Raw genomic sequence first — 22,637 nt, 5'->3', positions numbered from 1 at the left:
GGCGGCGGGCTTGCCCGTCTCCGCGATTGCCCTGCCCCCAATTCAGGGCAATCACCCTTCTGCGTCCGACGGGGCGTGGTCGAACTCAGGCGGTAAGAACCGCCGGGTGTTTCATCTTAACCTCCCTCTCCTTGAAGCCGCGCCAGCGGCTTTCTTTTTGCCGCGTTGACAGACCTGGAGCCGGGGCGTATGCCTTGCGCCGGTTTGAGGGAACCGGCCGCCCGCAGGCTTCGGCCATGGTGAATTCCCTTGCGCAAGACATCTTGCAGCTTTGATCGACCTTCACGAGACAGTGCAGGCTGATGGCAACGCGGGCCCCATGAAGGGTCGCCGCCAATTGGCGAACACCTTACCGCCTGCCTTTCTTGGAAAGGTAATCCCATGACGCTGCCCAGCGTTGCCAATCTCAAAGCACAGGCCAAGCGCCTGCGCGCCGCGCTAGCTGCCAAGGGGCAGGATATTTCCCACAGCCAGGCGCTCGAACTCCTGTCCGCCCAATACGGCTTCAAGGACTGGAACACCGTATCCGCGACAGCCGCCAGACCAAACCAGATGCAGTTTGCCGTCGGCAACCGTGTCTCGGGCACCTACATGAAGCAGCCTTTCGAAGGAGAGGTGCTGTCGCTGACACGGGTTGGTCCGGCAGGCCAGTACCGGGTGACCATCAAGTTCGACACGCCGGTGGATGTGGTCACCTTCGACAGTTTTTCTGCTTTTCGCAGCCGGGTGGTCGTTCTGATCAACGGTGACGGTGTCGCCGTCAAGCGAACGTCCGACGGTGAACCCTATCTGCGCATGCAAAGGGCCGACTGACGGAAAGGCAATAGTCTGCCGTGCCATCGGCCATGATGGAACGGCAGATGATCCCTGGCCTTCCCGTTGAATATCGCACCGAAGAGATGCTCTTCAGCGCATGGGCTCTAGCGCAGCCGCGCAATCACAAGGTGCCCGGGGACTGGGTCTCCGTCCTCGAGACGAACGGTGATGGGGTCCATCGCGAGAATGTCGAAGCCAGCCGCATCCAGAGATGAGCGAATATAGCCTTCCCCCTGCGCAAACCGGCTTTTCGGCCCGACCATGTAGGGGCGCCCATCAAGCGCTTCTTCAGACTGGGTTTCGGTGGAGAAAGCCAGGTAACCGCGCGGTTTCAGACGGTCAACTGCACCGGCAAGAAATGGTTCAACCGCCCCCAGATAGGGAAACACGTCGGTTGCCGCGATCATGTCCCAGCCGGGACGAGAGCCATCGTCTTCCTCGAACTCCTCAAGGAATGCGACGGCCTCGCCCACATAAAGGTCGTCATAGACTTCCCGGTCATAGGCAAGTTCAACGATCCGCTCGGAGAGATCGACGCCGGTCCGGTGGCCCGTGCAATCGGCAAGAGCCATACCTGTAAGACCCGTGCCGCAGCCAAGGTCGAGCAATCGATCGAATGGGCCAATCTCAAGCTTCTGGACGAGATCGCGAACCAGCAGAGGCACACAGTAACCAAGCTCATCGACCAGAATGTCGTCGAACACATCTGCGTGCTGATCGAATAGGGTCGCGACATAGGCATCCGGCATTTTCTGAGGGGCGGCTTCCGCGCCGATTGCCGCCAGACGAATGCTGACGCCGCCTGGGTCGTCCGGGTCCAGCGCAAGGGCTTCGCGATAGGCCTGCGCGGCACCTGCCAGATCGCCCGATTTCTGCAGGGCGAGACCTCGATTATAGGCTTCGGCCAACGCTTCGTTCTCCGATGCGTCGTCTTCCAAGGCCTCGTCTAGCTCAAATTCAGGCGTATCGTCGTTGCTCATGATCCATCCTTGCGGCTGCGCCCCTGCCCTACAGCCATGAGCCGACTTTTGCACGGCAATTCTGATGCCTGCGACGGTTCAGAACAGATCGAGCTGGTTCTTGTCCTCCTGCGATTTCTCCGCAGCTGACGGCTTGGCAACCTTTTTCAAGGGCACCGACATTTCTTCCGGCGAAATCTCGCGCTGCACATCAGCATCGTCATTGACCACCTTGTTCACCCGGTTGGAGACCGGCGTCGCGACCAAAAAATCGTCTTCTATCGGCTGCAGCAGCTTTTCGGCTTCACGCCTGTCGACGTTGGCAACATCCAGCCACGTTCCGAAATCTTCCCGTTTCAGGATCACCGGCATCCGGTGATGGATCGCAGACATCATCCGGTTGGACTGGATCGTCAGGATTGAGCCCGTGTCGATGTCACCACCATCGGAATCGGACCAGGTTTCCCAAAGGCCGGCAAAGCCCATGACGTCGCCCTCCGCCGGACGGATCCAGAAAGGCTGCTTGCCTTCCGGCGTGCGACGCCACTCGTAAAAGCCGGACGCCGGCACGAGGCACCTGTGATGACGCATGGCATTGCGGAACGACGGTTTTTGCGACGCTGTTTCCGCCCGGGCATTGATCAGAAGTGTGAAGCTTGCCGGGTCCTTGACCCAGGGTGGCATCAAGCCCCAACGCACAAGATGAAAGCGGCGTGTGCCGTCGAGCGTCTGCCGCACGATGGCCAGCGGCTGGGTTGGCGCAATGTTGTATCGCGGCGGAAAATTGGGCTGATCGACATAGTCGAAGAAGCTGCGCACAGCATCCGGTGGTGTCGTCAGAGCCAGGCGGCCGCACATCGTTTTTCTCCGGTTGGGGCCCCTGAAGCGGGGCAAACAGGGTTCCGCCAAGTTAGGCAATTGGAAATAAAAAAGAAGTACCGTAGGCCCCAAGTCAATAACAGGGGGACCGGTATGGAATGTTTGCATCCAGTTTTGGGCGCCGGGGAGCTGGCAGCCGAAAGGCTGGAACAGGCAAACATTAATCCCCAAACCGGTTTGGCGACCGATTATCTCAACCATTTCAATGAAGTCATGATGCTTCTGGAAATGCTGCCGGATATGCCGGATTGCGCCGAAGATGTTCTGGAGTGGGAGCCGCTCGACTATGAGGGCCATTTCGAGAACTCGAGTTTCAAGGACAAGAACCTGGCCATCATGGCCTATCATGCCGCCCCGAACTTCTTGCGCGAACACCTGGAAAAACAGGTTGCGGGCATAAACAGGCTCGTGGGCAAGATTCAGGACCAGCTGCGCGAGACACCGGATCCCGCAATGATTGCGACTGACATTGCCGACCGGGCCACGAACGAAATCAAGCCGCTGATAGCCGTTGCCGGTGCCGTCATCCACGGCCATGTGGAACCCGAAGCGACGCAGCACGAAGGCGAAGGCGCACAGGCGGAAATCGACGCTCTGTTCGCATAACGCCTTGGGGATTATTGTGCCCGGGCAGAATCAGCCGTCTTTCCGTCCGCCGAGGTTCCATGTCCAGGTTTTATCCGGAAGCGCCACGCGCCAGTGTCAGTGTCCTGTGCCATCGTGATGGCCGTGCCCTGCTGGTGAAGCGCGGCAAGCCTCCTTTCAAGGATCACTGGAGTTTGCCTGGTGGAGTGATCGAGCTTGGGGAGACCCTTCAGGAAGCGGCCGCGCGTGAACTGCTGGAGGAAACCGGTGTCACTGCCGCGATCAGCGAACCTGTCGAGACCTTCGATTCCATCCAGAGAGATGATGACGGCCGTGTCGTCACTCACTTCATCCTGACTGTCTTTTGTGGGCCTTATGTATCGGGAACTGCAGTTGCCGCCGATGATGCCGCCGCGCTCGACTGGGTCAGCCTGGAAGATCTCGACGGGCTGTTGACCACACCCGGTACGCCGGACCGCATTCGGCGGCACCTGGCTATCCCTTCAGCCAAGCAACCAGACCTCTAATCTTTGGATCAACTTGCCATAGTGCTTGCGGTGCGGCGCCGGGTTCAGCATGATCCGCCCATGATCAAACGCCGAATGCAAGTTTTCCTGTCCCGGACTGCTGTTGTTCTGGCCCTTGCGGCCATGTGCCCGGCGCAGGTTGTATCGGCGCAGGAAACCGCGATCGACGCGCCCCCTTACGAACAGCAACTCATGCGTCTGTCGGAGATATTCGGAGCGCTGCATTTCCTGCGACCGCTGTGCAAGGAAAGCGATAACCCGAGCTGGCGTGACCGCATGGAAGATTTCCTGGACGCTGAAACGCTGGACGAGAATCGCCGCCGAAGGTTCATTGAGCGATTTAACCAGGGTTATCGTGGTTTCTCAGTTGCTTACCGAGAGTGCACAGAGGCTGCCCGTCTCGCAATGGGACAGTACTTGAGCGAAGGCGAGGTCATCATCAGCGACGTCACCAGTCGCTATGGTCGGTAATTTTCGCAGAAATCTTCAAATCGTTACGAGTTGGTTAACCTTTTGAATCAAATTTGTGGGTGGCCGTTAAGTTTGCGTTCACGGTTACTTATCAGCGCGGTTCGCCGTGCTAGGATCATTACTCAAGATTCGGGGCAGGAACACGCGGGAGTTGTCCCTCTTGCGTTCGGGAAGGACCGGTAAGGAAGCGAATGATAAACGACGATTACGCCGACGCGGCAATGGAAGCCGAATTTGCTGAAGACGAAGACATCAGACGTGCTGCACTCGGCTTCATTTCCGACGCCTGGGCCGAAGCCATCGCCAATGGTGTAGATGCGGACGCCGTCGCTCACGCGGCGATGTTCACTGCACTTGCGGATCTGGTTGCTGCCTATGGTGAAGATGCCGTGGCCAAATTGGCTGAAGGCCTGCCGGACCGCATCCTGCAGGGCGACTATACCGTGAACCGCGTACTTCAGTAAAACGCACGCTCACGACACGCATTCTGAAGAGGCCGGTCGCCCGGCCTTTTTGATTCAGGTGTATTTACGCTTGGCCCGTGCTACGTGATTAGCCCAACGCCTGCCGCTTCGAGCGCCAGCTTGAGATAGATCAGCGCGCCGAACACGACCAGCAGAAATCCGGCAATATGGTTGGCACGATCCAGCCAGAGATCGTCGATACGCGACTTGAAGTGTGAAACGGATGCCGAGACGAGCACCCACCAGGTGGTCGCCCCTGCCGTGACACCGGCAACCATCACCAATGCGCCGAAATGATCCCCCGTCTGGGGGCGATAGTCTCCGAGACCGCCAAATATCGCCACGAAGGCAAGCACTGCACCCGGATTGGTGATCGCCATGAAAAAGGCTGCGGTGGCGTCGGCCAAAAATCCATGTTCTCTCGGATTGCCGTTCCGGGTCAGATGCGGATGGGTGTTCCAGATCTTGATGCCGAAAATAATCAGCAGAGCTCCGCCGACGATCTCGATGAGGTCGAACTGGCCTTCGATGAAATTGGTGACAGCGGAGATGCCGAAAATCGCAGCAGCCGCAAAGATGGTGTCGGCAACGACAGCCCCCAGCCCCACGAAGACACCCTGTCGAAACCCGCCATGCACGGCGTGTTGAATGGCCATGATGTTTACAGGACCAACCGGGGCTGTTGTGATAATGCCAACAAAAAACCCGATCAGCGCATATTCGAAAAACGACACGGCCGGTCCTTTTCTAGACCCTTGATATTACTTTTAAAGCGAACGGACCTCTCGATAGCGGCCCCGCGGCGTCGTGACAAGACAAGAGGAAATTCCAGTCCCGATGTTTTCAGTCTCGCATGAATTGTTTAAGGAAAGGCGCGGGGCGATGCCTGCTTGTGCCAGTGTTATACGACGGGGACCGGCAGGTGCGGATAAACGAGGAACTTTCATGAGTCGGAATTATCAGGCTGCGGTTATTGCCGCCGCTCTTCTGGCGGGCACAGCGCTCGCAGCCCCTGGTTTCGCCAAGACTGTCCAGGTGGAAACAATTCCGGTTGCGCCGTCCGAGCCTGAAAATGCACCCGCAATTCCGGCGGAAGACCTCGCAGCGCCCGAAGCTGGAGAGCCGGCAGCCGCAGAAGGTTCCAAAGCACCTGCGCCGGCCAGCGCCGAGTTGCCTCAGGTGCTCTACAGCACGTCCTATCTGCCGAAGCCTGTGCAGCGCATGCAAGCCCAGCTGAAGGAAGCAGCGCTTTCGGGCAACATGGAACGGCTGCGCATGGTGTTCGAGAGCAACGAACTGCCTCCTACGGTCTCGTTCGGGCAAATCGACGACCCGATAGACTTTCTGAAGGAAATCTCCGGTGACGGCGAAGGCTTCGAGATCCTGGCCATTCTCGCCGACATCATGGATGCAGGGTTCTTGCATGTGGATGCAGGCACACCCCAGGAAATGTATCTCTGGCCGTATTTTGCCCGTTACCCCCTTCACGATCTGACACCCGATCAGAAAGTGGAGTTATTCCGGATCGTTACCGCAGGTGACTTTGCTGAAATGCAGGATTTCGGTGCCTGGACGTTTTATCGCGTCGGCATCGGTCCTGACGGCACGCTTCATTACTTCGTAGCCGGTGACTGACAATAGCAGCTCTCAGAACGCAAACCGCCAGATAAATCGGGCGCCTGTACCGATGGGGCTATTGCAGCAATACAAAAAATCGTGACAATCAATACGAGCGCAAGAAGTTCACTACCCGAAAAGCACGCACTTGCGCCCCGCCTTCCAACTCCCGCCATCTGCGGCGCATGCGAGTGACCAATATGATTGTAAGATTTTTCTCTGCTGCCTTTCTGATTTCGCTTCTGGCCCTGGGCGGCTGCCAATCCAGCAACCAGTCCGGCGACGGCCTGGAGAACGGTAGCGCGGCGCCTCCGATCGGCGGCCTGAGTTCAGTGGACCAGGGTCCGGATGGCGACCCGGACGCTTGCGCAGGCGAAATGTCCGAAGGCACTTCGATGACACCGGGCTGCTAACCACCCGCGACTAGTTCAGAACACGCTTTCCGGAACGGCTGCCGCAAACAGCACAACCGTCCCGGAAAGCTTCCGAGCTGCTTCGCCAGCCAGCGACCTTTACTGATTTAAAAAAATGCCGAACCTCACTGTCCGGCAGCGGCGGTCCAGCCTGCTTCTTTCAGTCCTGCCATCAGGGAACTGACAATCTGCTCGCTCGCCTGATGGGAGCGGAGGAAAGTACCTGGGTCACGGCCCAAGCCCGGAGAAACGTCCGCCATCTTTTCCAACGCAGCACGAGCTGCCGCCTTGTTGCCAAGTTTCGATTGGGCAACAGCAACGAGGCACCAGCTCACCCCTGATCCATCCAGAACACCCTTCTTCGCGGCCGTCAGCATCTCGGCGTAGCGGCCGTTCAGCATGTGGTTTATGGCAATCAGGTGAAAATACCATCCAGGCGCGTTCCGCGTACGCTCGATCGCCTTTTCCAGATAAGGAATGCCTTCCTCGAACTTGCCCACCACGGCCAGTCGCCAGCCCAGTTGAGCCAGCGTGTCCGGATCGTTGGGATTGAGATCGAGCGCCTTCTTGGCGAGCCTTTCCCCTTCCTCAATATTTCCCATGTAATGATTGATCGAGGAAAGCGCCTTGAGTGCGAGAATGTTGTCGCCATCGAGACTGAGGGCATGTGACGCGGCGTTCAGGGCGCTGTCGAAGGCAAGTTCCTTTTTTCCGTCTGCGACCAAACCGAAGCGTGCAGAATCCAGATAGAGCCAGCCCAGCATGGCCCAGGCTTCGACATAACCCGGGTCACGTTTGACTGCGCTGTTCAGGCACTCCTGGACTGTTGCGTGCAGTTGCCTTGAAAAGTTCCTGCGATAGACGTAGCCACGCAGCACACATTCGAAACTGTCGTTGCTCGGTTCACTTCCGACAGGCAGGCTACCGGCAAGTTCCGACTTGATAACACCGTAGGGTTGACCGGCAATGGTCGCGATTTCCGAAGCGATGCTTTTTTCGATTTCCAGCAGGGTTGTTCGGCTGCGAATGCGATCGTAGCTACCGGACCAGAGCACCCGCTTGCTGGAGCTGTGCACCAATTTCGCACTGACACGGATGAGCCCGTCTTCCGATCCGACAGACCCGGTAATCAGGAATGAGACGTTTTCTCGCCGGCCGATTTCAACCGGGTCAAAGGTTTCGGCTGTCTTGGTTCCGACGGGGGGCCAGAAAATACGGAAGTCCGGAAACCGGCTCAGGGCAGTCATGATCTGCTCGGCAATACCCGCCGCCAGTATCTGTTGTTCTGGATCCGTCGACGTCACGCTGAATGGAAGAACCATCACGGACGGTTTCGAAGCCTCGAGACGCTCCTGCTGTACCGGCACGAAGTGCATCACGACAAGCGCTCCAAGAGCCAGGAGTGCCAACAGGACTGCTCCTCCGGCAACCAGCCAAGGCAGCCTGGGCGAGGTTCGTGGAGGTCTTGGTGGCGCTTTGGTCTCTTCCAGCACATGAGAATCCGCCGTCTCGCCGTTGCCGGTGGTCGAGCCGTCCCGTGCAGTTACACTGGCCAGATTGTCATGAAACTTCGGTGCGTACTGGCCCTTGGGAATGGAAATCCGGATCGGATTTCGCGCACCTTCGGCAATATAGTAGCTGTCCAGATCATGGCGCAGACGGCGAGCCTCCAGACGCACGATCGGATCGGACTGCGGATCGAAGCTCTCGTCACGACCGAAGACAGCCAATCCGATAGCGTAGCCCTTCAAGGCGTCCGCGCGCCCGGCCAACGCTTCCTCGATCAGGAACGTCAACATGGCGCGGCGCTTGGGGGTTGCGTGAAAATGATCGCTTTGCAGGACACGGGATAGTTCCTCCCGAACGCGGGCCGGGCAATCGAACTCCTCCACATCTCCCGCTGCAACTATTTGTTGCCTGCCAGTCCGCATCTTTCCCCCTGAAAGTGCCGGAAAATAACTTTATCCGAACGATAGTCCAATGCCATGAGCTTTGTCATCTTTAACAAGTGACTTAACGCAAAAAGACGAACAACAGATTGCATAAGACTCCCGTTCGTACCTGTTCATACCTTGTAAGTGGCTTGAATCCCGTAGGTAATCTTGGTGGAATTTTCCTGGAGCCATCGACAACGGGGCAATGTCGTCATGCCGACAGCAGCTCTCATCATGCGTCGTTTCAACGTGGACGAACTTGCCGTCCGCCGCCTCTGCAACTCTCATCCTGCCTTCTTGTCACTGTGCGAGGACTACGCAACCGCATGTTGCGCCCTCGAACGCTGGCAGAACGATGAAGCAAAGGCTGCCGACTATCGCTCCGTGATTGAAGAACTTGAACGGGAAATTTCAAGCTTCCTGACAGGAAGCGCACCTATCGACGGGCCGTCATCGGCCTACTCCACGAATGGTCCAAAAAGGAGCCATTAGGTATGTTGACCAGAATAGTAACCGGACTGGCGGTCGCAGGCATGGCCTGCACAGCGCTGTCAGGTGTCGCCTTCGCGCAAGACGCAAAGAAGCCCAACATCCTCTTCATTGTGTCGGACGATACCGGCTACGGCGACACTGGCCCGTATCTGGGCGGTGAAGCCCGCGGCATGCCGACGCCGAACATCGACAAGCTGGCTGACGACGGCATGATGTTCACGCATTTCTACGCCCAGCCCAGCTGCACGCCGGGACGTGCCGCCATGCAGACAGGCCGTATTCCCAACCGGTCCGGCATGACAACGGTGGCCTTCCAGGGTCAGGGTGGCGGCCTTCCCGCTGCCGAGTGGACATTGGCGTCGGTTCTGAAAACCGGTGGCTACGACACCTATTTCACCGGCAAATGGCACCTTGGTGAAGCGGACTACGCGCTGCCAAATGCCCAGGGCTATGACGTGATGAAATACGTCGGTCTTTACCACCTCAACGCCTACACCTATGCCGATCCGACCTGGTTCCCGGATATGCCGAAGGACCTGCGCGAAATGTTCGCGAAGGTCACAAAGGGGTCGCTCTCCGGCAAGGCCGGTGAAAAGCCGACAGAGGACTTCAAGATCAACGGCCAATACGTCGATACGCCGGACAAGGGTGTGGTCGGCATTCCCTATTTCGATGGCTACGTCGAAAAGGCGGGGCTCGAGTTTCTGGAAGAAGCTGCCAAGAAACCGGACACGCCGTTCTTCATCAACGTCAACTTCATGAAGGTGCACCAGCCGAACATGCCGGCGCCGGAGTTTGAAGGAAAATCGATCTCCAAGACCAAATATGCAGACTCCGTCGTCGAGCTGGACAGCCGCATCGGCAATCTGGTCAATAAACTCGACGAGCTCGGTCTCTCCGACAATACGATTGTCTTCTGGACCACGGACAACGGCGCCTGGCAGGACGTTTATCCGGACGCCGGTTACACGCCGTTCCGCGGCACCAAAGGCACCGTGCGTGAAGGCGGCAACCGCGTTCCGGCAATCGTCCGCTGGCCCGGTCACGTCAAACCGGACACGAAAAGTGCCGCTGTTGTCGGCGGTCTCGACCTGATGGCCACTTTCGCTTCTGCCGCCGGCATTACGCTGCCGACCGAAGACCGCGAAGGCCAGCCGATCATGTTCGACAGCTACGACATGACACCTGTATGGGAAGGTTCCGGAGACTCCGGCCGCAAAGCGTGGTTCTATTTCACCGAGAACGAGCTTTCCCCTGGGGCAGCGCGTGTCGGCAACTACAAGGCCGTTTTCAACCTGCGCGGCGACGATGGCGCAACCACCGGCGGCTTGGCAGTCGACAGCAACCTTGGCTGGAAGGGTCCCGACAGCTATGTTGCTACTGTTCCGCAGGTGTTCAACCTGCTGGACGATCCGCAGGAGCGCTATGACATGTTCATGAACAACTTCACCGAACGCACCTGGTATTTGCCGGTGATCAACAACGAGGTGACGGAACTCATGAAGTCCTACGTCAAATATCCGCCGCGCAAGCTGCAGTCGGAAACCTATACAGGTCCGATCACGCTCAGCCAGTATCAGCGGTTCAAATATGTTCAGGAGGCTCTTGCCAAGGACGGTTTCTCGATCGGCCTGCCGACCGGCAACTGATCTTCGAAGTAAATGAGCGTCCGCCCCGGCGACGTCCGGGGCGGACATCGCGTTGAACAACACGAATTTGGAAGGTTGCAGCTATGAAGGTCAAATTCCTCTTTGGCGCAATGGTCTCCGGCCTGTTGGGAGCAAGCGTCTGGATATCGGGTGCCCTTGCACAAACCGACCCGCTGCCATCGTGGAACGATGGCGCGAACAAGCAGGCGATCGTCGAATTCGTCGAAGCCGTAACGAGCGAAGGTGGCGCGGATTTCGTGGCACCGGGAGAGCGGATCGCAACCTTCGACAATGACGGCACCTTGTGGGTCGAGCATCCCATGTACACCCAGCTTGCTTTCGCGCTCGACCGGGTGAAGGCAATGGCACCGGACCACCCGGAATGGAAGACGACCCAGCCTTTCCAGGCCGTTCTGGAAAACGACATGGAAGCCCTCGGCAAGGCTGGTGAAAAGGGATTGACGGAAATCGTCGCAGCGACTCATGCCGGGATGAGTACGGACGAGTTCGAAAAGACGGTCACCGACTGGATCGCAACCGCCAAGCACCCGAAATTCGACAAGCCTTATACCGAGCTTGTCTATCAGCCGATGCTGGAACTTCTCGCCTATCTGCGTGCCAACGACTTCAAGACCTTCATCGTCTCCGGTGGCGGCATCGAATTCATGCGTCCTTGGACCGAAGAGATCTACGGTATACCGCCTGAGCAGGTGGTCGGCTCATCGATTGTCACTGAATACGAGGTGGTCGACGGCGTTCCAACCTTGATGCGGACACCCAAGATTGCCTTTGTCGACGACAAGGCTGGCAAGCCCGTCGGCATCCTGACCCACATAGGCAAACGCCCGTTGGCAGCCTTCGGCAACTCCGACGGCGATTATCAGATGCTGCAATACACGACTGCCGGTTCCGGCAAGCGCCTCGGCATGTTTGTCCATCATGATGATGCAGATAGAGAATATGCTTATGATCGTGATACCCATTTCGGGTCGCTGAACAAGGGGCTGGACGACGCCCCGAAGGAAGGTTGGCATATCATCAGCATGAAAGACGATTGGAAGCAGATCTTTCCGGAATAGATTAACCGGAAAAGACACATGAATTGAACAGCAACTGGAGTGCACCGCGCCCGGCTCGGAGACCTGAAGGGACAGACCGAGGGCGATGCAAGCTGCAAGGATAGATCATGAAAAGAATTTTTTGCCTCGCCCTCATGACAGGACTGGCATTTGCCGGCCCGGCGCTGGCGCACGATCCCCAAAAGATACAAAAACGCATGGAAGAGCGCATGCGGACACTCGGACTGGATGTCGGCAATGCCTACGCCTGCACTCCGGACGACCAGAAAAAGGCGTTCCGTGACCAGGCCCGCCACCTGTTTGTGCACGTCCTTTATGACCACGGTGAAGATGCCGCCTACGACTATGCGGCCTCCGTCGGTTTTGGCTCTGCTCGCGATCTGGAAAGCATCAACTGTGACGAGCGGCTCGCCTATTGGGAAGACGTCAAGGAAACGCTGGAACTGGAGGAAAAGGAATGAGGCTTCGCACGATCAGACTTCTTGGTGTTGGCGCTGCCCTGCTCCTCGGCAGCAGCGGGATCGCAATGTCCCATGACGTTGTCCGCGGCGGATACCATGGCGGGTATCACGGGGGTTACCACGGGGGATATCACGGCGGGTATCATGGTGGCCACAACGTGGTCGTGGAAAACAACAGCAGCCATGGCTACTACGGCCGCCCCTATTACGGCCCGACTGGCGGCTACCTGGCCGGAGCGGCCGTTGGCGCAGCAACCGGTGCGCTGGTCGGATCTGCAATCGCCAGTTCGAACAGCGACAATGGTTGCCAGGTAACGGATGCTGCCGGCCAGAAACACGTCGTTCCCTGTTCAGACCTCGACTAGGCAACATCGAGACGAAGCCGTGCGGAGAAGCAGCCGGTAGGCAGCAGCTTCTCCGCATGGAGCCTGCACAAGCGCCAGGCAGTGCCGGCAGTCAGACGTCTCGTTTTACCCAGCGGCTTTGACGGAGAGGTTTGAGCGCACAGAATGTTGTTCACCCGATTGCTCGTCGCGCTCCTTGCCGTGCTCTGGTTCCAGAGTGCCAATGCAGCCGAAAACCTTTCTGCTGCTGTTCCGGACTATGCCGGCACAGCAACATGTACCGGTTGCCACGAGGCGGAGGCCGGCGCCTGGCGCGCTTCACACCATTCCAAGGCATGGATGGAGCCCGGACCGGATACGGTCGACGCGGACTTCGACAATTCGCAGTTCACGCACAAGGGGCGCACCAGCCGCTTCTTCACACGCGACGGCGACTATTTCATCGAAACGAGCGACGTTCCGGGAAAGACGCAAACATTCAAGGTGATCGGCGTCGACGGAATTGCTCCGCTGCAACAGTATCTTGTCGAAACGGAACCGGGACGGGTTCAGTCTTTCGACGTGGTCTGGGACCAGCAGAACAAGCGTTGGTACCACCTTTACGGAGACGATGCTCCACCGCCTGAAGACGGGCTGCATTGGACCGGACCTTACAAGAACTGGAACGCCCGCTGCGCCGAGTGCCACGCCACCGGCTTTGAAAAGAATTATGCCCCCGCCACCAGGACCTACTCCAGCCGGCAGGCGGAAATCGGCGTCGGATGCGAAGCCTGCCACGGACCGGGGGCCGCCCATCTTGCCTGGGCGAAAGACCCGGAGACCTACGGCAAAAGCCCCTTCCCCGGAACCGGGCCGACCGGTCTTCTGCCGGTGTTTGCAAAAGGCCAGCCGGAAGCGGAAATCCAGCAATGTGCAGGTTGTCATTCGCGCCGCGAAGCCTTCGAGGACGGCAATCCGTTGCCTGGCACACCGTTCCATGATGCGTACCGGCTATCGCCACTACGCGAAGGCCTTTATCACGCCGATGGGCAGATCCTTGACGAGGTCTATGTCTACGGCTCATTTCTGCAGTCAAAGATGTATGCCAAGGGCGTGAGCTGCAGCAATTGCCACGAGCCTCACAGCGGGGAATTGCGCGCGGAAGGCAACGCCGTTTGCACACAATGCCACAGTCCCGCAGGCAACGAGGCGTTTCCGTCGCTGACGGGCAAGCTCTATGACGACCCTTCCCATCATTTCCATCAGCCGGAGACGCCGGGCGCCGAGTGCAAATCCTGCCACATGATCGAGCGCGTCTATATGGGTATCGACGGGCGAAGAGATCATTCCTTCCGCGTTCCACGGCCGGATCTTTCGGAAAAGCTCGGCACGCCGAATGCCTGCAACGACTGCCACGCCGACAAGTCTGCCGCCTGGGCGGCGGGAGAACTTGAAACGCGGTTTCCGGACAGTCGTCACCGTGGGCCGCATTTTGCGGAGATCTTTTCGGCGGCACGGCAGAACCCGGGCGTGAACGCCGCGGACCTTCTGGCAGTTGCCCATCAGGCAAGCTACCCGGGCATCGTGCGGGCGAGCGCGCTGGACCTGCTGCTGCCTGTTGTGACACCGGAGATCTCCGAGGCCGTCACCGACCTTTTGGCAGATCCGGAGCCAATCGTCCGCGCCGGAGCGCTGGCGTTACAGCAACCGGTTCCGACAACCCAGCGGCTTCCGCGGATCATTCCTGCCTTGAGTGATCCGGTCAAAGCCGTCCGGATTGCAGCGGCCCGTCTCATGATCGGCGCTCCGATTGCCCATATGCCGGACCAAATGGCCGAGGCTGCGTCCAGAGCCACAACCGAATGGCAGCAGTCACTCGCGAACAAGGCGGATTTTCCGGAGACCCAGCTCGTGCTTGGTGGAACTGCGCTCGTTCTTCGCAATATCCCGGCAGCCATAGCAGCCTTTGAGGAAGTCACGCTGCTGGATCCGCAAATGATCAATGCCTGGGTAATGCAGGTACGCATCAAGATGGCAGTCGGTGACATGGCGGGAGCGCAGCTCAGTCTGCAAAAGGCCCTGGTTGCCAATCCTTCGGACCCGACGTTGCAATCCTACAGGCAACAGCTTTCACAGCAATAAGTCGAAAAGGCGTGCTATACTCCTGATTGCCATTTCCAGAAGTACACCCACAAAACCCGGAAGGATCTTCTGGGTCACATAGATGATCAGGCCCCTGCAAGGGCAGTTCTCTTGAGCATGGAAGGCATGAGACCATGAAGCAATTGGTTACCTTGAGCGCTTTGGCGCTTTTCTTCCAGATGACACCGGCAGGTGCTCAGGATTCCGAACTTGCCAAGAAACTCTCCAATCCCGTGGCGTCGCTCATCAGCGTCCCGTTTCAATGGAATTACGATCACGGATTTGGCCCTGCCGACGGCAACAAGGTCACGCTCAACATACAGCCCGTGGTGCCGTTCTCGCTCAACGAGGACTGGAACCTGATCTCTCGAACGATCCTGCCCGTTGTCTGGCAGGATGACATTGCCGGAAATTCAGGCACGCAATTCGGTCTCAGCGACACAACGCAGAGCTTCTTCCTTTCGCCAAAGGAGCCAACGTCCGGCGGGATCATCTGGGGCCTTGGTCCGGTATTGCTGCTGCCCACAGGTACCGACGACCTGTTGAGCACCCGCAAATGGGGCGCCGGTCCGACGGGCGTTGTGCTGCGTCAATCCGGTCCGTGGACCTATGGCGGGCTAGTCAACCACGTCTGGTCATACGCAGGTGACGATAATCGTAGCGACGTCAATTCGACCTTCCTGCAGCCGTTCCTGTCCTACACGACCGACGACGCCTGGACCTTCACGCTGAACTCGGAAAGCACCTATGACTGGACGTCGGACGAATGGTCCGTGCCGATCAACGCCATGGTTGCCAAACTTGTGACCATCGACAAGCAACCCATCAGCTTTCAGGCAGGTGTTCGGTATTATGCGGCAAGTTCCGACAACGGCCCGGAAGGCTTCGGCGCACGGGCTGCAGTGACCTTTCTTTTCCCGAAATAAGGACCCAACAGGGGCGGGGTAATATGAAAAGAGCTGCATTTCTTCTGATTTTGGCCAGCCTGCTGTCCGAGGGCGCACAGGCTGCCGATCTGGCCCAAGCGCCTGCTCCGGTTGACACACCGGATGTGCGTGTCGACCGAGCGTGGAAATTCGTCATCGCGCCTTACCTGCTTGCTCCGACCATTCAGGGAAACAGCCGTATCGGCCGATTGCCCAACACGTCGCTCGACGTTTCCCCCGGAACCATTTTCAAGAACCTACAATTCGGGGCGATGGGTCATTTCGAGGCGCTTTACGACAATCGTTTCGGCGCAACACTGGACGTGGCCTACATGGACCTTGGCAAGGGCCGGAATTTCCCACGTGTCGGCGGCACTATTGATGCTGGCGTCAAGCAATTGGTGACCGAAGCCTTCTTCGGCTACCGCTTCTGGCATCAGGACCGGAACTGGGCCGAAGCCTATGCCGGGGGGCGCTGGTGGTACAATCAGCTGAAGGTCAGTGCCAACACGCCGGCCAACACCTTTACCCGAACAATCACCGAACAATGGATCGATCCGGTGATCGGCGTTCGCGGGCAGGTATTCGTGGCACCCAAATGGTCGCTGTTCGGCAGTGGTAACGTCGGTGGTTTTGGCCTGGTGTCTGACTTCACCTGGGGTCTGCAAGGCGGTGTCGGCTATCACTTCAACGATCGTGTCGCGCTGCATCTGCAATACAAGGCAACCGGCGTCGATTATGACAACGGCAAGTCCGGCCGATCCGCCTTCAGCTATGACACGGTCACACACGGCCCGTTGATGGGAGTTGCCATCAGCTTCTAGGACGCAGGCAAGGACAACAAGTCAAAAGGCCGGTTCCTCATCGGGACCGGCCTTTCCTTTTCGTGCTGCGACTTCGCCGGAAGATCACGAAAGTACATCCGTTGCCTTGTGATCCGCGTCGACACCTTCGATCAGGAACACCTCGCCCACCGCCTTGTTCAGGCGCAGTGGCAGGATCGTCCGGTAAGCCGGCGATGCATACCAGGCCTCGGCCCGTACCCGGTCAGGAAAGGCAATCACGATGAGGTCTCCCTGGAACGCGCCTTCCAGCTGATGTTTCTCGCCACCATGGATGATGAAGCGACCGTCAAAGGGTGCCAGCGTTGCGTCGATCCCTTCCAGATAGGCCACGATGTCGGGCCCCATTTCGATTTCGCGCAGATGGCCGATGGCGTAACAGGTCATGGTCCGGCCTCTTCAAGCAAGCGGTTGCGCAATGGCGAGCTGAAGCCTTGCGGCTTTCCACTCCAGCCAGGTGAAGCAGAGCACGACGACGGCCTGCGCCAAGAGGAACGCCCAGCCCAGCACATTGGGCGCAATCAGGCCCGCCAACGGCAGCAGCAAACTGGCCAGCACCCAAAGAAGATTGCCGGCAACGACCAGGCTTGACGCCCAGACAGGCACCTGACCGGCAAACGCAAACACTCCCATGAAAACCGCTACCGGAAACAAGGCCAGACCTGCCCAGAAAAGGAGCTCGCCTGGAAGTGCCGTCAATCCGGCAATCCATCCGGATGCGCCAACCAGCAGGACACCCATCACCGCACAGGTGAGCGCGTCAAACCGTAGAACCACCTGTAACGGAACACCTGAATTCGATTTGGTCATCATCTGTCTCCACTCGTGAAATCCACCCGCACACTGCGAGTGGCGATGACAAGAGGATTGCCAATCGATGTTCTGAAGTCGATTACTTCGCAGGTAATTGAATCTTCGAAACTGCACCAGCAGGGTAATGCTCATGAAACGAACAGCGGAAACGGCGGGTGACCTGCTGCGCCAGTGGCGACAACACCGGCGAATGAGCCAGCTTGCACTGGCCAGTGAAGCGGATATCTCTCAGCGCCACCTGAGTTTTCTGGAATCAGGACGGTCTCGTCCAAGCCGGGACATGGTGATGCATCTTGCCGAACAGCTGGATGTCCCCTTGCGTGAACGCAATGCCATTCTTGTTGCGGCAGGCCATGCCCCGCAATATCCGCAGCACGGGCTGGATGAGCCTGAACTTGCCGCGGCAACCGCTGTTGTCCGGCAGATCCTCGACGGACATCTGCCCCACCCTGCCCTTGCCGTGAACCGGCATTGGGAGCTGCAGGCCGCCAATCAGGCGATCTTTGCCCTGCTGGACGGCGTCGCGCCACATCTGCTGGAAGCACCGGTAAATGTGCTTCGTCTCAGCCTGCACCCTGATGGCCTGGCACCACGCATCCTCAACCTCGGTGAATGGCACGCCCATATTCTTGCACGCCTCGCACATGAGGTAGATCAGTCCGCCGACCCGAAGCTTGCCGCGCTCAGGGAGGAACTCGCCGAAATGGCTCCGGAGCGGTCGCGCAAATCACGGACCGAGGTACCGTCACAGAAGGGACGCATCGCCGTTCCGCTTTATCTGCAAGGCCCCAACGGAACCTTGAGCTTCCTGAGCACCACGACGGTGTTCGGCACGGCCGTGGATGTCACCTTGTCCGAAATCGCCATCGAGGCCTTCTTTCCCGCAGACGAGGAAACGGCAAGGCAGATGAGCGCCTTGAGCGCTGGAAGCGCGGGCGGTCGTTCCTGAACCGCCCGCGCTCCGGACTCAAACGCGTGCCTTGACGATCAGGATCATCGGGCGCTCCATCTCTTCCGCCAACGATGGCATGGCTTCGATTTGCTCTTCGCCGGGGAACCATTCCAGCACATGATCAACCGTGAAACCTGCCGCGATCAGCGTGTTGAGCGTGGTGCCGATGGTACGGTGGTATTTGACGACGCCATCGGCCAGCCAACTGGTTTCCCGTGCTCCTTCGCGAAGATACTGGTTGACCGGCCAAGACTTCCGGCCGTTCAGTTCGATCCATCCAGGTTCTACTGGTGCCATGAAGATCGGGTGTTCGATGCTGAAGACAAAACTGCCTCCTGCCTTGAGTGATCTGAAGATCTCTCCGGCCAGCCGGTTGAAGTCCTCGATATAGTGAAAGGCGAGCGAGCTGTAGACCAGGTCGAAGGCAGCCTGAGGCAGGTTCAGGGTTTCCAGGTCAGCAGTCCGGTAAACGATCGCATCGTCTTCGGTTTCGTCCCGCGCACGGGCAAGCATTTTTTCAGACAGGTCGAAACCGAGTACATGCGCAGCACCAGCGCTCCGGACCCAGCGGGCAAACCAGCCGAACCCGCAGCCGAGATCTGCAACGTGCAGCCCATTTGCTTCCGGCAACAGTGCCCGGATAGCGGGCCATTCGGGAGCCCCGTCAAGGCCGAACTGCGACCTGGGCAGCTGGCTGTAGCCTTCAAAAAAGGCCGGTTCGTCATAGATGTTTTGTGCCATTTATTTCTCCATCAGAGTGCCGATGGACGGCGCGCACCGCAACAGGCAAAGCCCCGCCCGATCCGGCGGGGGTGCAGGTGCGCGAAACGCTTGAAACTCAGCGTACACAATCAGCCTGCATCCCGCCTATTGGGATGCAAGCGAACCGGGAAACGATATGAGTATCTTCTTCGCACATGAGAGCATCATTAGGAGCGCCCTTGGTGCCTGTCAACGAGTTGCAGGTCTCTGACGCGGCTCGCCCTGGCGAGATGGAGCTACTTCCCGCAGATTGCGAAGAGGCCGGCTCTGGAGGCAATGCCAAGCTTTGCGTAGGCGCGTTTGCGGTATGTGATGACTGTCGAGGGAGCGACGTCGAGATCTGCTGCAATCGCCTCCGCCTTGCGACCTGACAGGATGCCCAGACACACCGAACGCTCCCGCTCGCTGAGCGCCGCCAAAGGCGGTGGCAGATCCGTGTCCGATGCCTTTTCGAAATGGAGCAGAGCCAGACGGCCTGCAAGGCGTGCAAGATCCGGATCACACAGGGGAGCGGCAGGATCGCTTTGATAGAGGCTGACGAAAAGGCGCAGTTTTTCTCCGACCGCAAGCAATGTCGTCTTTGCCAGCATGCCGGGATTTTCGAAAAAGAGCTTCCGGTAGTCTGCGCTCATTCGGCCCTCGATCTCGGCGAGCCGGCTCAAGGTCACCGACTGAGGCGGTGACGCCACCAGATCAGGCAACAGAGGATCCTTGAGAAACCAGCCGTCGAGATAGGTCTCGGCAAGTTTTCCGGCCATGACGGAGCGGCTGAAGTGCCACGACAGCAGGCAGCGAGCCTGCGTGATCTCGATTGCAAAAACCATGATCTGGTCGACACCGAGCGTTTCGACAAACGAGACAAAGGTCTGGGCAAACCGATCCGTGCCCAGATCCGCGAGGCAGGCTTCGATGTGACAGGCTGTGGTGTGTCCGTCCGGAGTGCTCATGAAATGCTGATAGCATGTCCTCCCCGAAAGGGGACAGACGCGAGACGGCAAGGCTCCTAATCTTCTGCCAACAATCAGGGAGGATCCTCAAATGAGGCCAGCCGGACGTGCCGAAACGGACTCGCTCTATTTCACCTATCCGCATTTCGAAGCGCCGACGGACCGTGCGCATCTGACCCGGCCTGCGCGTGTTGCCATTGCCGGAGCGGGGCCGGTCGGAATGACCGCAGCGCTGGCACTTGCCCGCGAAGGAATTGCTTGCGTCCTGTTGGATGCGAAGTCCACCTTCAACGACGGCAGCCGCGCGATTTGTATCGCCCGGCAGAGCTACCACATTCTCGACCGGGTTGGCGCAGTCGAGCCCTTTCTGGAAAAATCACTCGGCTGGACCACAGGCCGCAGCTTCTATCGCGGCAGGCAGATCCTCGAATTTGAAATGCCGGACAGTCCCCGCGAGAAATACCGGCCGATGTACAACCTCGAACAGCAATATATCGAGCAGTACCTGTGGGATGCGATCCAGCGGGAGCCGCTGATCGAAACGAGATGGCAAAGCCGTGTCTGCGGTCTGGAAGATCTTGAGCAGGGTGTGCGACTGACAATCGAGGATCCGCTTGGCACTTACCAGATGACCTGCGACTGGTTGCTGGCGGCGGATGGTGCTCGCAGCACCGTCCGGAGCTTGCGCGGTCTGCGGCTCAAGGGCGAGAATTTTGAAGGCCGCTACGTGATTGCCGACGTCCAGATGGAGCATGATTACCCGACGATCCGACGCGCCCTGTTCGATCCGGATTGTCGCCGGGGCGGAACGATCCTTGTTCACAAGCAGCCCGACAACATCTGGCGCATCGACTATCAGCTTCGCGATGGCGAGGACGAAGCCGAAGCCATCCGCGAGGACACCGTGCGTGCCTCAGTGGCCGCCGTTCTGACGGAAATCGGTTATGAAGGGAACTGGGACCTGGAATGGTGGAGCATCTATTCGGCCAACACCCTGGCGCTGGATGACTACCGCGACGGCCGGGTGTTTTTCATCGGCGACAGCGCGCACATCGTGCCGATCTTTGGCGTACGTGGCCTCAACAACGGTCTCGCCGACGCCCACAACATTGCCTGGAAACTCGCCTGGGTGCTGAACGGCAAGGCCGGTCCGGATCTCCTCGACAGCTACACGCCCGAGCGGCGTGGGGCGACACTGGATGTGTTTCGGAACGCCTCCAAGTCTGCCCGTTTCATGACACCTCCGACGGCAGGCTGGCAATTGATGCGCGACGCAGCTCTCAATCTTTCGCTCAGCCACTCCTTTGCGGGAGAGCTCGCCAACCCGCGCCAGATGACACCCTATACTTATGCCGACAGTCCGGTTGTTACCCCGGACGACGAAAACTTCGAAGGTGGGCCAAAGCCCGGCGCTGTCTTGCCGAACGCGCGCATTGGTGACGGGTTCCTGTCCGACGTGCTCGGTGACGGGTTCTCGCTGATCGCCTTCAGTAAAGAGGTGGCGGATCGTCTCGCCGACCTGGATTTTACCCGGGTCGTGCTGCAGACGGGCTCGGAAGCAGCTGAAGTGCTCGCGGCTTCGGCCGGTAGTGCCTATCTTGTCCGGCCCGACATGCACATTGCAGCGCGCTGGCAAACCGCTTCAACAGAGGCAATCCGCCAAGCTCTCGAGCTTGCAGTAGCTGGAGGAAATGCATGACACCCGCCGATCTGGAAACCGTTTACGAGGCCTTGGCCGAACAGCTGGATGCCATCGGATCCGCTCAACGGGAGCTTTACCTCGCCAAGCTCGCCTTGCTGCTGGCGCATGAGATCGCCGATGCCGGTCGTGCGCGCTCGCTTGTTGCCGAAGCTGCCAGCAATCTCGAAGTATGACGTCAGCGTCAACAAATAAAGCGTGTCGCGATCTTTCGAATTCAGGCGACACGCTTTTTCTCTTTTTAACGCACAGCCTTTTGCGTCATTCAGATTGACCCGCCCGACACTTTTGAGCGGCGGATTCTTTTGAAGACAGCCCTCGGTACGTCTTCCCGGACGCAGCGGAGCGGAGATCCGGGACCGGTGAGCCGGGGCCGCTCGTTTGAGCGGCCTCAAAAGATAGCTCCTTGGCTCCCCGATCCCGGCTCGCGCTGCGCTTGGCCGGGATGACGCCGGTGGGTGAAACCGGAGTCCCTGACTTCGAACCGGCCAACCTCGCTTTAAGCGAGTGCCGCGATGACGATGATCTCGACCTTGTATTCCGGGGCTGCCAGTTTGGCTTCACCGGTAGCGCGTGCCGGCGGGTTTGCCGGATCGACCCAGGCGTCCCAGACCTTGTTCATCTCGGCAAAGTCCTTCATGTCGTCCATCCAGATAGTGGTCTGGAGAATGCGGCTCTTGTTGCTGCCAGCCTGCTCCAGAAGGGCATCGATGCGCTCCAGGATCGTCTGGGTCTGGTTGGTAACGGTGTCGCCTGGATTGCCGACCTGACCGGCAAGATAGACGAGACCGCCGTGGATAACAGCCTGGCTCATGCGCGGGCCAACTTCCAGCCGTTTGATGTCGGACATGATTGAATTCCTTCTTGTCTTGAAAGAGACGCCCG

Annotated in this window: 27 protein-coding genes; 18 read left to right on the top strand and 9 right to left on the bottom strand. The window is 58.7% G+C overall.

Annotated features, from left to right (window positions below; translation table 11 throughout):
• The first annotated feature begins 381 nt into the window (after window positions 1-381).
• Entirely contained in the window at window positions 382-813 is a 432-nt protein-coding gene (locus tag ACVDG9_RS05025; RefSeq protein WP_023001881.1) for a glyoxalase superfamily protein, read from the top strand.
• 107 nt (window positions 814-920) lie between these two features.
• Here the strand turns inward: ACVDG9_RS05025 and ACVDG9_RS05020 are convergent, their stop codons facing one another.
• A complete protein-coding gene (locus ACVDG9_RS05020; RefSeq protein ID WP_447237406.1) occupies window positions 921-1,796 on the bottom strand; it encodes a class I SAM-dependent methyltransferase in 876 nt (291 codons plus the stop codon).
• Window positions 1,797-1,874: 78 nt separating this feature from the next.
• Window positions 1,875-2,633 (bottom strand): SOS response-associated peptidase, encoded by a 759-nt coding sequence (locus tag ACVDG9_RS05015; protein WP_447237405.1) that lies wholly within the window; start codon window positions 2,631-2,633, stop codon window positions 1,875-1,877.
• Window positions 2,634-2,747: 114 nt separating this feature from the next.
• Between ACVDG9_RS05015 and ACVDG9_RS05010 the strand changes: the two genes are divergently transcribed.
• The 4 genes from ACVDG9_RS05010 to ACVDG9_RS04995 all read left to right on the top strand — a co-directional run bounded on the left by ACVDG9_RS05010 (window position 2,748) and on the right by ACVDG9_RS04995 (window position 4,701).
• Window positions 2,748-3,260, top strand: coding sequence for a hypothetical protein (locus tag ACVDG9_RS05010; RefSeq protein WP_031269690.1), 513 nt, complete (start codon window positions 2,748-2,750; stop codon window positions 3,258-3,260).
• Between the two features lie 59 nt (window positions 3,261-3,319).
• On the top strand, window positions 3,320-3,766 hold the full coding sequence (locus ACVDG9_RS05005; protein ID WP_447237404.1) for an NUDIX hydrolase: 447 nt from the start codon (window positions 3,320-3,322) through the stop codon (window positions 3,764-3,766).
• A 60-nt stretch (window positions 3,767-3,826) separates the two neighbouring features.
• Complete coding sequence (locus ACVDG9_RS05000) at window positions 3,827-4,237, top strand: TIGR02301 family protein (RefSeq protein ID WP_447237403.1); 411 nt, start codon at window positions 3,827-3,829, stop codon at window positions 4,235-4,237.
• A 191-nt stretch (window positions 4,238-4,428) separates the two neighbouring features.
• Window positions 4,429-4,701 carry a hypothetical protein gene (locus tag ACVDG9_RS04995; protein WP_006933467.1) on the top strand — a complete coding sequence of 91 codons (273 nt, stop codon included), beginning with the start codon at window positions 4,429-4,431 and terminating at the stop codon, window positions 4,699-4,701.
• Window positions 4,702-4,781: 80 nt separating this feature from the next.
• Here ACVDG9_RS04995 and ACVDG9_RS04990 read toward each other — a convergent pair whose 3' ends face one another.
• A complete protein-coding gene (locus tag ACVDG9_RS04990; protein WP_023001887.1) occupies window positions 4,782-5,435 on the bottom strand; it encodes a LysE family translocator in 654 nt (217 codons plus the stop codon).
• Between the two features lie 211 nt (window positions 5,436-5,646).
• Here ACVDG9_RS04990 and ACVDG9_RS04985 point away from each other — a divergent pair, with 211 nt between their 5' ends.
• On the top strand, window positions 5,647-6,336 hold the full coding sequence (locus ACVDG9_RS04985) for a hypothetical protein (RefSeq protein WP_447237402.1): 690 nt from the start codon (window positions 5,647-5,649) through the stop codon (window positions 6,334-6,336).
• A gap of 182 nt (window positions 6,337-6,518) precedes the next feature.
• Window positions 6,519-6,731 (top strand): hypothetical protein, encoded by a 213-nt coding sequence (locus ACVDG9_RS04980; RefSeq protein ID WP_077290667.1) that lies wholly within the window; start codon window positions 6,519-6,521, stop codon window positions 6,729-6,731.
• A gap of 125 nt (window positions 6,732-6,856) precedes the next feature.
• Here ACVDG9_RS04980 and ACVDG9_RS04975 read toward each other — a convergent pair whose 3' ends face one another.
• Window positions 6,857-8,662, bottom strand: coding sequence for a tetratricopeptide repeat protein (locus tag ACVDG9_RS04975; RefSeq protein WP_447237401.1), 1,806 nt, complete (start codon window positions 8,660-8,662; stop codon window positions 6,857-6,859).
• Between the two features lie 216 nt (window positions 8,663-8,878).
• Between ACVDG9_RS04975 and ACVDG9_RS04970 the strand changes: the two genes are divergently transcribed.
• The 8 genes from ACVDG9_RS04970 (at window position 8,879) to ACVDG9_RS04935 (ending at window position 16,561) form a co-directional block, all read left to right on the top strand.
• A complete protein-coding gene (locus ACVDG9_RS04970; RefSeq protein WP_075283323.1) occupies window positions 8,879-9,157 on the top strand; it encodes a hypothetical protein in 279 nt (92 codons plus the stop codon).
• A 41-nt stretch (window positions 9,158-9,198) separates the two neighbouring features.
• Window positions 9,199-10,806: an arylsulfatase gene (locus ACVDG9_RS04965; protein ID WP_082809831.1), complete on the top strand. Its 1,608-nt coding sequence runs from the start codon at window positions 9,199-9,201 to the stop codon at window positions 10,804-10,806.
• A gap of 110 nt (window positions 10,807-10,916) precedes the next feature.
• A complete protein-coding gene (locus ACVDG9_RS04960; RefSeq protein ID WP_083660723.1) occupies window positions 10,917-11,885 on the top strand; it encodes an HAD family hydrolase in 969 nt (322 codons plus the stop codon).
• A 107-nt stretch (window positions 11,886-11,992) separates the two neighbouring features.
• The gene (locus ACVDG9_RS04955) at window positions 11,993-12,346 is read left to right on the top strand and encodes a hypothetical protein (RefSeq protein ID WP_447237400.1); all 354 of its coding nucleotides are present in this window, start codon (window positions 11,993-11,995) and stop codon (window positions 12,344-12,346) included.
• A complete protein-coding gene (locus ACVDG9_RS04950; RefSeq protein WP_023001895.1) occupies window positions 12,343-12,711 on the top strand; it encodes a hypothetical protein in 369 nt (122 codons plus the stop codon). Before ACVDG9_RS04955 ends, ACVDG9_RS04950 begins: the two co-directional genes overlap by 4 nt.
• Window positions 12,712-12,855: 144 nt before the next feature.
• Window positions 12,856-14,811, top strand: coding sequence for a multiheme c-type cytochrome (locus ACVDG9_RS04945; RefSeq protein ID WP_447237399.1), 1,956 nt, complete (start codon window positions 12,856-12,858; stop codon window positions 14,809-14,811).
• A 134-nt stretch (window positions 14,812-14,945) separates the two neighbouring features.
• Window positions 14,946-15,737 (top strand): transporter, encoded by a 792-nt coding sequence (locus ACVDG9_RS04940; protein WP_447237398.1) that lies wholly within the window; start codon window positions 14,946-14,948, stop codon window positions 15,735-15,737.
• Window positions 15,738-15,760: 23 nt separating this feature from the next.
• Window positions 15,761-16,561: a hypothetical protein gene (locus ACVDG9_RS04935; RefSeq protein WP_447237397.1), complete on the top strand. Its 801-nt coding sequence runs from the start codon at window positions 15,761-15,763 to the stop codon at window positions 16,559-16,561.
• A gap of 84 nt (window positions 16,562-16,645) precedes the next feature.
• Here ACVDG9_RS04935 and ACVDG9_RS04930 read toward each other — a convergent pair whose 3' ends face one another.
• Entirely contained in the window at window positions 16,646-16,966 is a 321-nt protein-coding gene (locus ACVDG9_RS04930) for a DUF1330 domain-containing protein (RefSeq protein ID WP_062490148.1), read from the bottom strand.
• Window positions 16,967-16,978: 12 nt separating this feature from the next.
• Window positions 16,979-17,389: a hypothetical protein gene (locus ACVDG9_RS04925; RefSeq protein ID WP_447237396.1), complete on the bottom strand. Its 411-nt coding sequence runs from the start codon at window positions 17,387-17,389 to the stop codon at window positions 16,979-16,981.
• 133 nt (window positions 17,390-17,522) lie between these two features.
• Between ACVDG9_RS04925 and ACVDG9_RS04920 the strand changes: the two genes are divergently transcribed.
• On the top strand, window positions 17,523-18,341 hold the full coding sequence (locus ACVDG9_RS04920) for a helix-turn-helix domain-containing protein (RefSeq protein WP_075283340.1): 819 nt from the start codon (window positions 17,523-17,525) through the stop codon (window positions 18,339-18,341).
• A gap of 18 nt (window positions 18,342-18,359) precedes the next feature.
• On the opposite strand, the gene ACVDG9_RS04915 is transcribed toward ACVDG9_RS04920, so the two are convergent.
• Together ACVDG9_RS04915 and ACVDG9_RS04910 are read right to left on the bottom strand one after the other, a co-directional pair.
• Complete coding sequence (locus tag ACVDG9_RS04915) at window positions 18,360-19,085, bottom strand: class I SAM-dependent methyltransferase (RefSeq protein WP_055657970.1); 726 nt, start codon at window positions 19,083-19,085, stop codon at window positions 18,360-18,362.
• 257 nt (window positions 19,086-19,342) lie between these two features.
• Window positions 19,343-20,053: a helix-turn-helix transcriptional regulator gene (locus ACVDG9_RS04910; protein WP_447237395.1), complete on the bottom strand. Its 711-nt coding sequence runs from the start codon at window positions 20,051-20,053 to the stop codon at window positions 19,343-19,345.
• A gap of 91 nt (window positions 20,054-20,144) precedes the next feature.
• Between ACVDG9_RS04910 and ACVDG9_RS04905 the strand changes: the two genes are divergently transcribed.
• Together ACVDG9_RS04905 and ACVDG9_RS04900 are read left to right on the top strand one after the other, a co-directional pair.
• A complete protein-coding gene (locus ACVDG9_RS04905; protein ID WP_447237394.1) occupies window positions 20,145-21,752 on the top strand; it encodes an FAD-dependent monooxygenase in 1,608 nt (535 codons plus the stop codon).
• Entirely contained in the window at window positions 21,749-21,928 is a 180-nt protein-coding gene (locus tag ACVDG9_RS04900) for a DUF2783 domain-containing protein (RefSeq protein ID WP_152508265.1), read from the top strand. The genes ACVDG9_RS04905 and ACVDG9_RS04900 overlap by 4 nt, the downstream gene beginning before the upstream one ends.
• Before the next feature lie 323 nt (window positions 21,929-22,251).
• On the opposite strand, the gene ACVDG9_RS04895 is transcribed toward ACVDG9_RS04900, so the two are convergent.
• Window positions 22,252-22,602 (bottom strand): RidA family protein, encoded by a 351-nt coding sequence (locus ACVDG9_RS04895; protein ID WP_023001906.1) that lies wholly within the window; start codon window positions 22,600-22,602, stop codon window positions 22,252-22,254.
• Window positions 22,603-22,637 lie beyond the last annotated feature (35 nt).

This window comes from Roseibium sp. RP-7 (assembly GCF_053005225.1).
Note: the sequence above shows the minus strand (reverse complement) of the source record. Positions and strands in the feature narration are given on the sequence as shown.

Coding starts and splice junctions, on each gene's coding strand:
- ACVDG9_RS04920 (WP_075283340.1), top strand. CDS start 17,523: ATGAAACGAACAGCGGAAACGGCGGGTGACCTGCTGCGCCAGTGGCGA.
- ACVDG9_RS04980 (WP_077290667.1), top strand. CDS start 6,519: ATGATTGTAAGATTTTTCTCTGCTGCCTTTCTGATTTCGCTTCTGGCC.
- ACVDG9_RS05025 (WP_023001881.1), top strand. CDS start 382: ATGACGCTGCCCAGCGTTGCCAATCTCAAAGCACAGGCCAAGCGCCTG.
- ACVDG9_RS05020 (WP_447237406.1), bottom strand. CDS start 1,796: ATGAGCAACGACGATACGCCTGAATTTGAGCTAGACGAGGCCTTGGAA.
- ACVDG9_RS04975 (WP_447237401.1), bottom strand. CDS start 8,662: ATGCGGACTGGCAGGCAACAAATAGTTGCAGCGGGAGATGTGGAGGAG.
- ACVDG9_RS04945 (WP_447237399.1), top strand. CDS start 12,856: ATGTTGTTCACCCGATTGCTCGTCGCGCTCCTTGCCGTGCTCTGGTTC.
- ACVDG9_RS04995 (WP_006933467.1), top strand. CDS start 4,429: ATGATAAACGACGATTACGCCGACGCGGCAATGGAAGCCGAATTTGCT.
- ACVDG9_RS05015 (WP_447237405.1), bottom strand. CDS start 2,633: ATGTGCGGCCGCCTGGCTCTGACGACACCACCGGATGCTGTGCGCAGC.
- ACVDG9_RS04905 (WP_447237394.1), top strand. CDS start 20,145: ATGAGGCCAGCCGGACGTGCCGAAACGGACTCGCTCTATTTCACCTAT.
- ACVDG9_RS05005 (WP_447237404.1), top strand. CDS start 3,320: ATGTCCAGGTTTTATCCGGAAGCGCCACGCGCCAGTGTCAGTGTCCTG.
- ACVDG9_RS04960 (WP_083660723.1), top strand. CDS start 10,917: ATGGTCTCCGGCCTGTTGGGAGCAAGCGTCTGGATATCGGGTGCCCTT.
- ACVDG9_RS04895 (WP_023001906.1), bottom strand. CDS start 22,602: ATGTCCGACATCAAACGGCTGGAAGTTGGCCCGCGCATGAGCCAGGCT.
- ACVDG9_RS04930 (WP_062490148.1), bottom strand. CDS start 16,966: ATGACCTGTTACGCCATCGGCCATCTGCGCGAAATCGAAATGGGGCCC.
- ACVDG9_RS04940 (WP_447237398.1), top strand. CDS start 14,946: ATGAAGCAATTGGTTACCTTGAGCGCTTTGGCGCTTTTCTTCCAGATG.
- ACVDG9_RS05000 (WP_447237403.1), top strand. CDS start 3,827: ATGATCAAACGCCGAATGCAAGTTTTCCTGTCCCGGACTGCTGTTGTT.
- ACVDG9_RS04985 (WP_447237402.1), top strand. CDS start 5,647: ATGAGTCGGAATTATCAGGCTGCGGTTATTGCCGCCGCTCTTCTGGCG.
- ACVDG9_RS04925 (WP_447237396.1), bottom strand. CDS start 17,389: ATGACCAAATCGAATTCAGGTGTTCCGTTACAGGTGGTTCTACGGTTT.
- ACVDG9_RS04915 (WP_055657970.1), bottom strand. CDS start 19,085: ATGGCACAAAACATCTATGACGAACCGGCCTTTTTTGAAGGCTACAGC.
- ACVDG9_RS04950 (WP_023001895.1), top strand. CDS start 12,343: ATGAGGCTTCGCACGATCAGACTTCTTGGTGTTGGCGCTGCCCTGCTC.
- ACVDG9_RS04900 (WP_152508265.1), top strand. CDS start 21,749: ATGACACCCGCCGATCTGGAAACCGTTTACGAGGCCTTGGCCGAACAG.
- ACVDG9_RS04955 (WP_447237400.1), top strand. CDS start 11,993: ATGAAAAGAATTTTTTGCCTCGCCCTCATGACAGGACTGGCATTTGCC.
- ACVDG9_RS04935 (WP_447237397.1), top strand. CDS start 15,761: ATGAAAAGAGCTGCATTTCTTCTGATTTTGGCCAGCCTGCTGTCCGAG.
- ACVDG9_RS04910 (WP_447237395.1), bottom strand. CDS start 20,053: ATGAGCACTCCGGACGGACACACCACAGCCTGTCACATCGAAGCCTGC.
- ACVDG9_RS04970 (WP_075283323.1), top strand. CDS start 8,879: ATGCCGACAGCAGCTCTCATCATGCGTCGTTTCAACGTGGACGAACTT.
- ACVDG9_RS05010 (WP_031269690.1), top strand. CDS start 2,748: ATGGAATGTTTGCATCCAGTTTTGGGCGCCGGGGAGCTGGCAGCCGAA.
- ACVDG9_RS04965 (WP_082809831.1), top strand. CDS start 9,199: ATGGCCTGCACAGCGCTGTCAGGTGTCGCCTTCGCGCAAGACGCAAAG.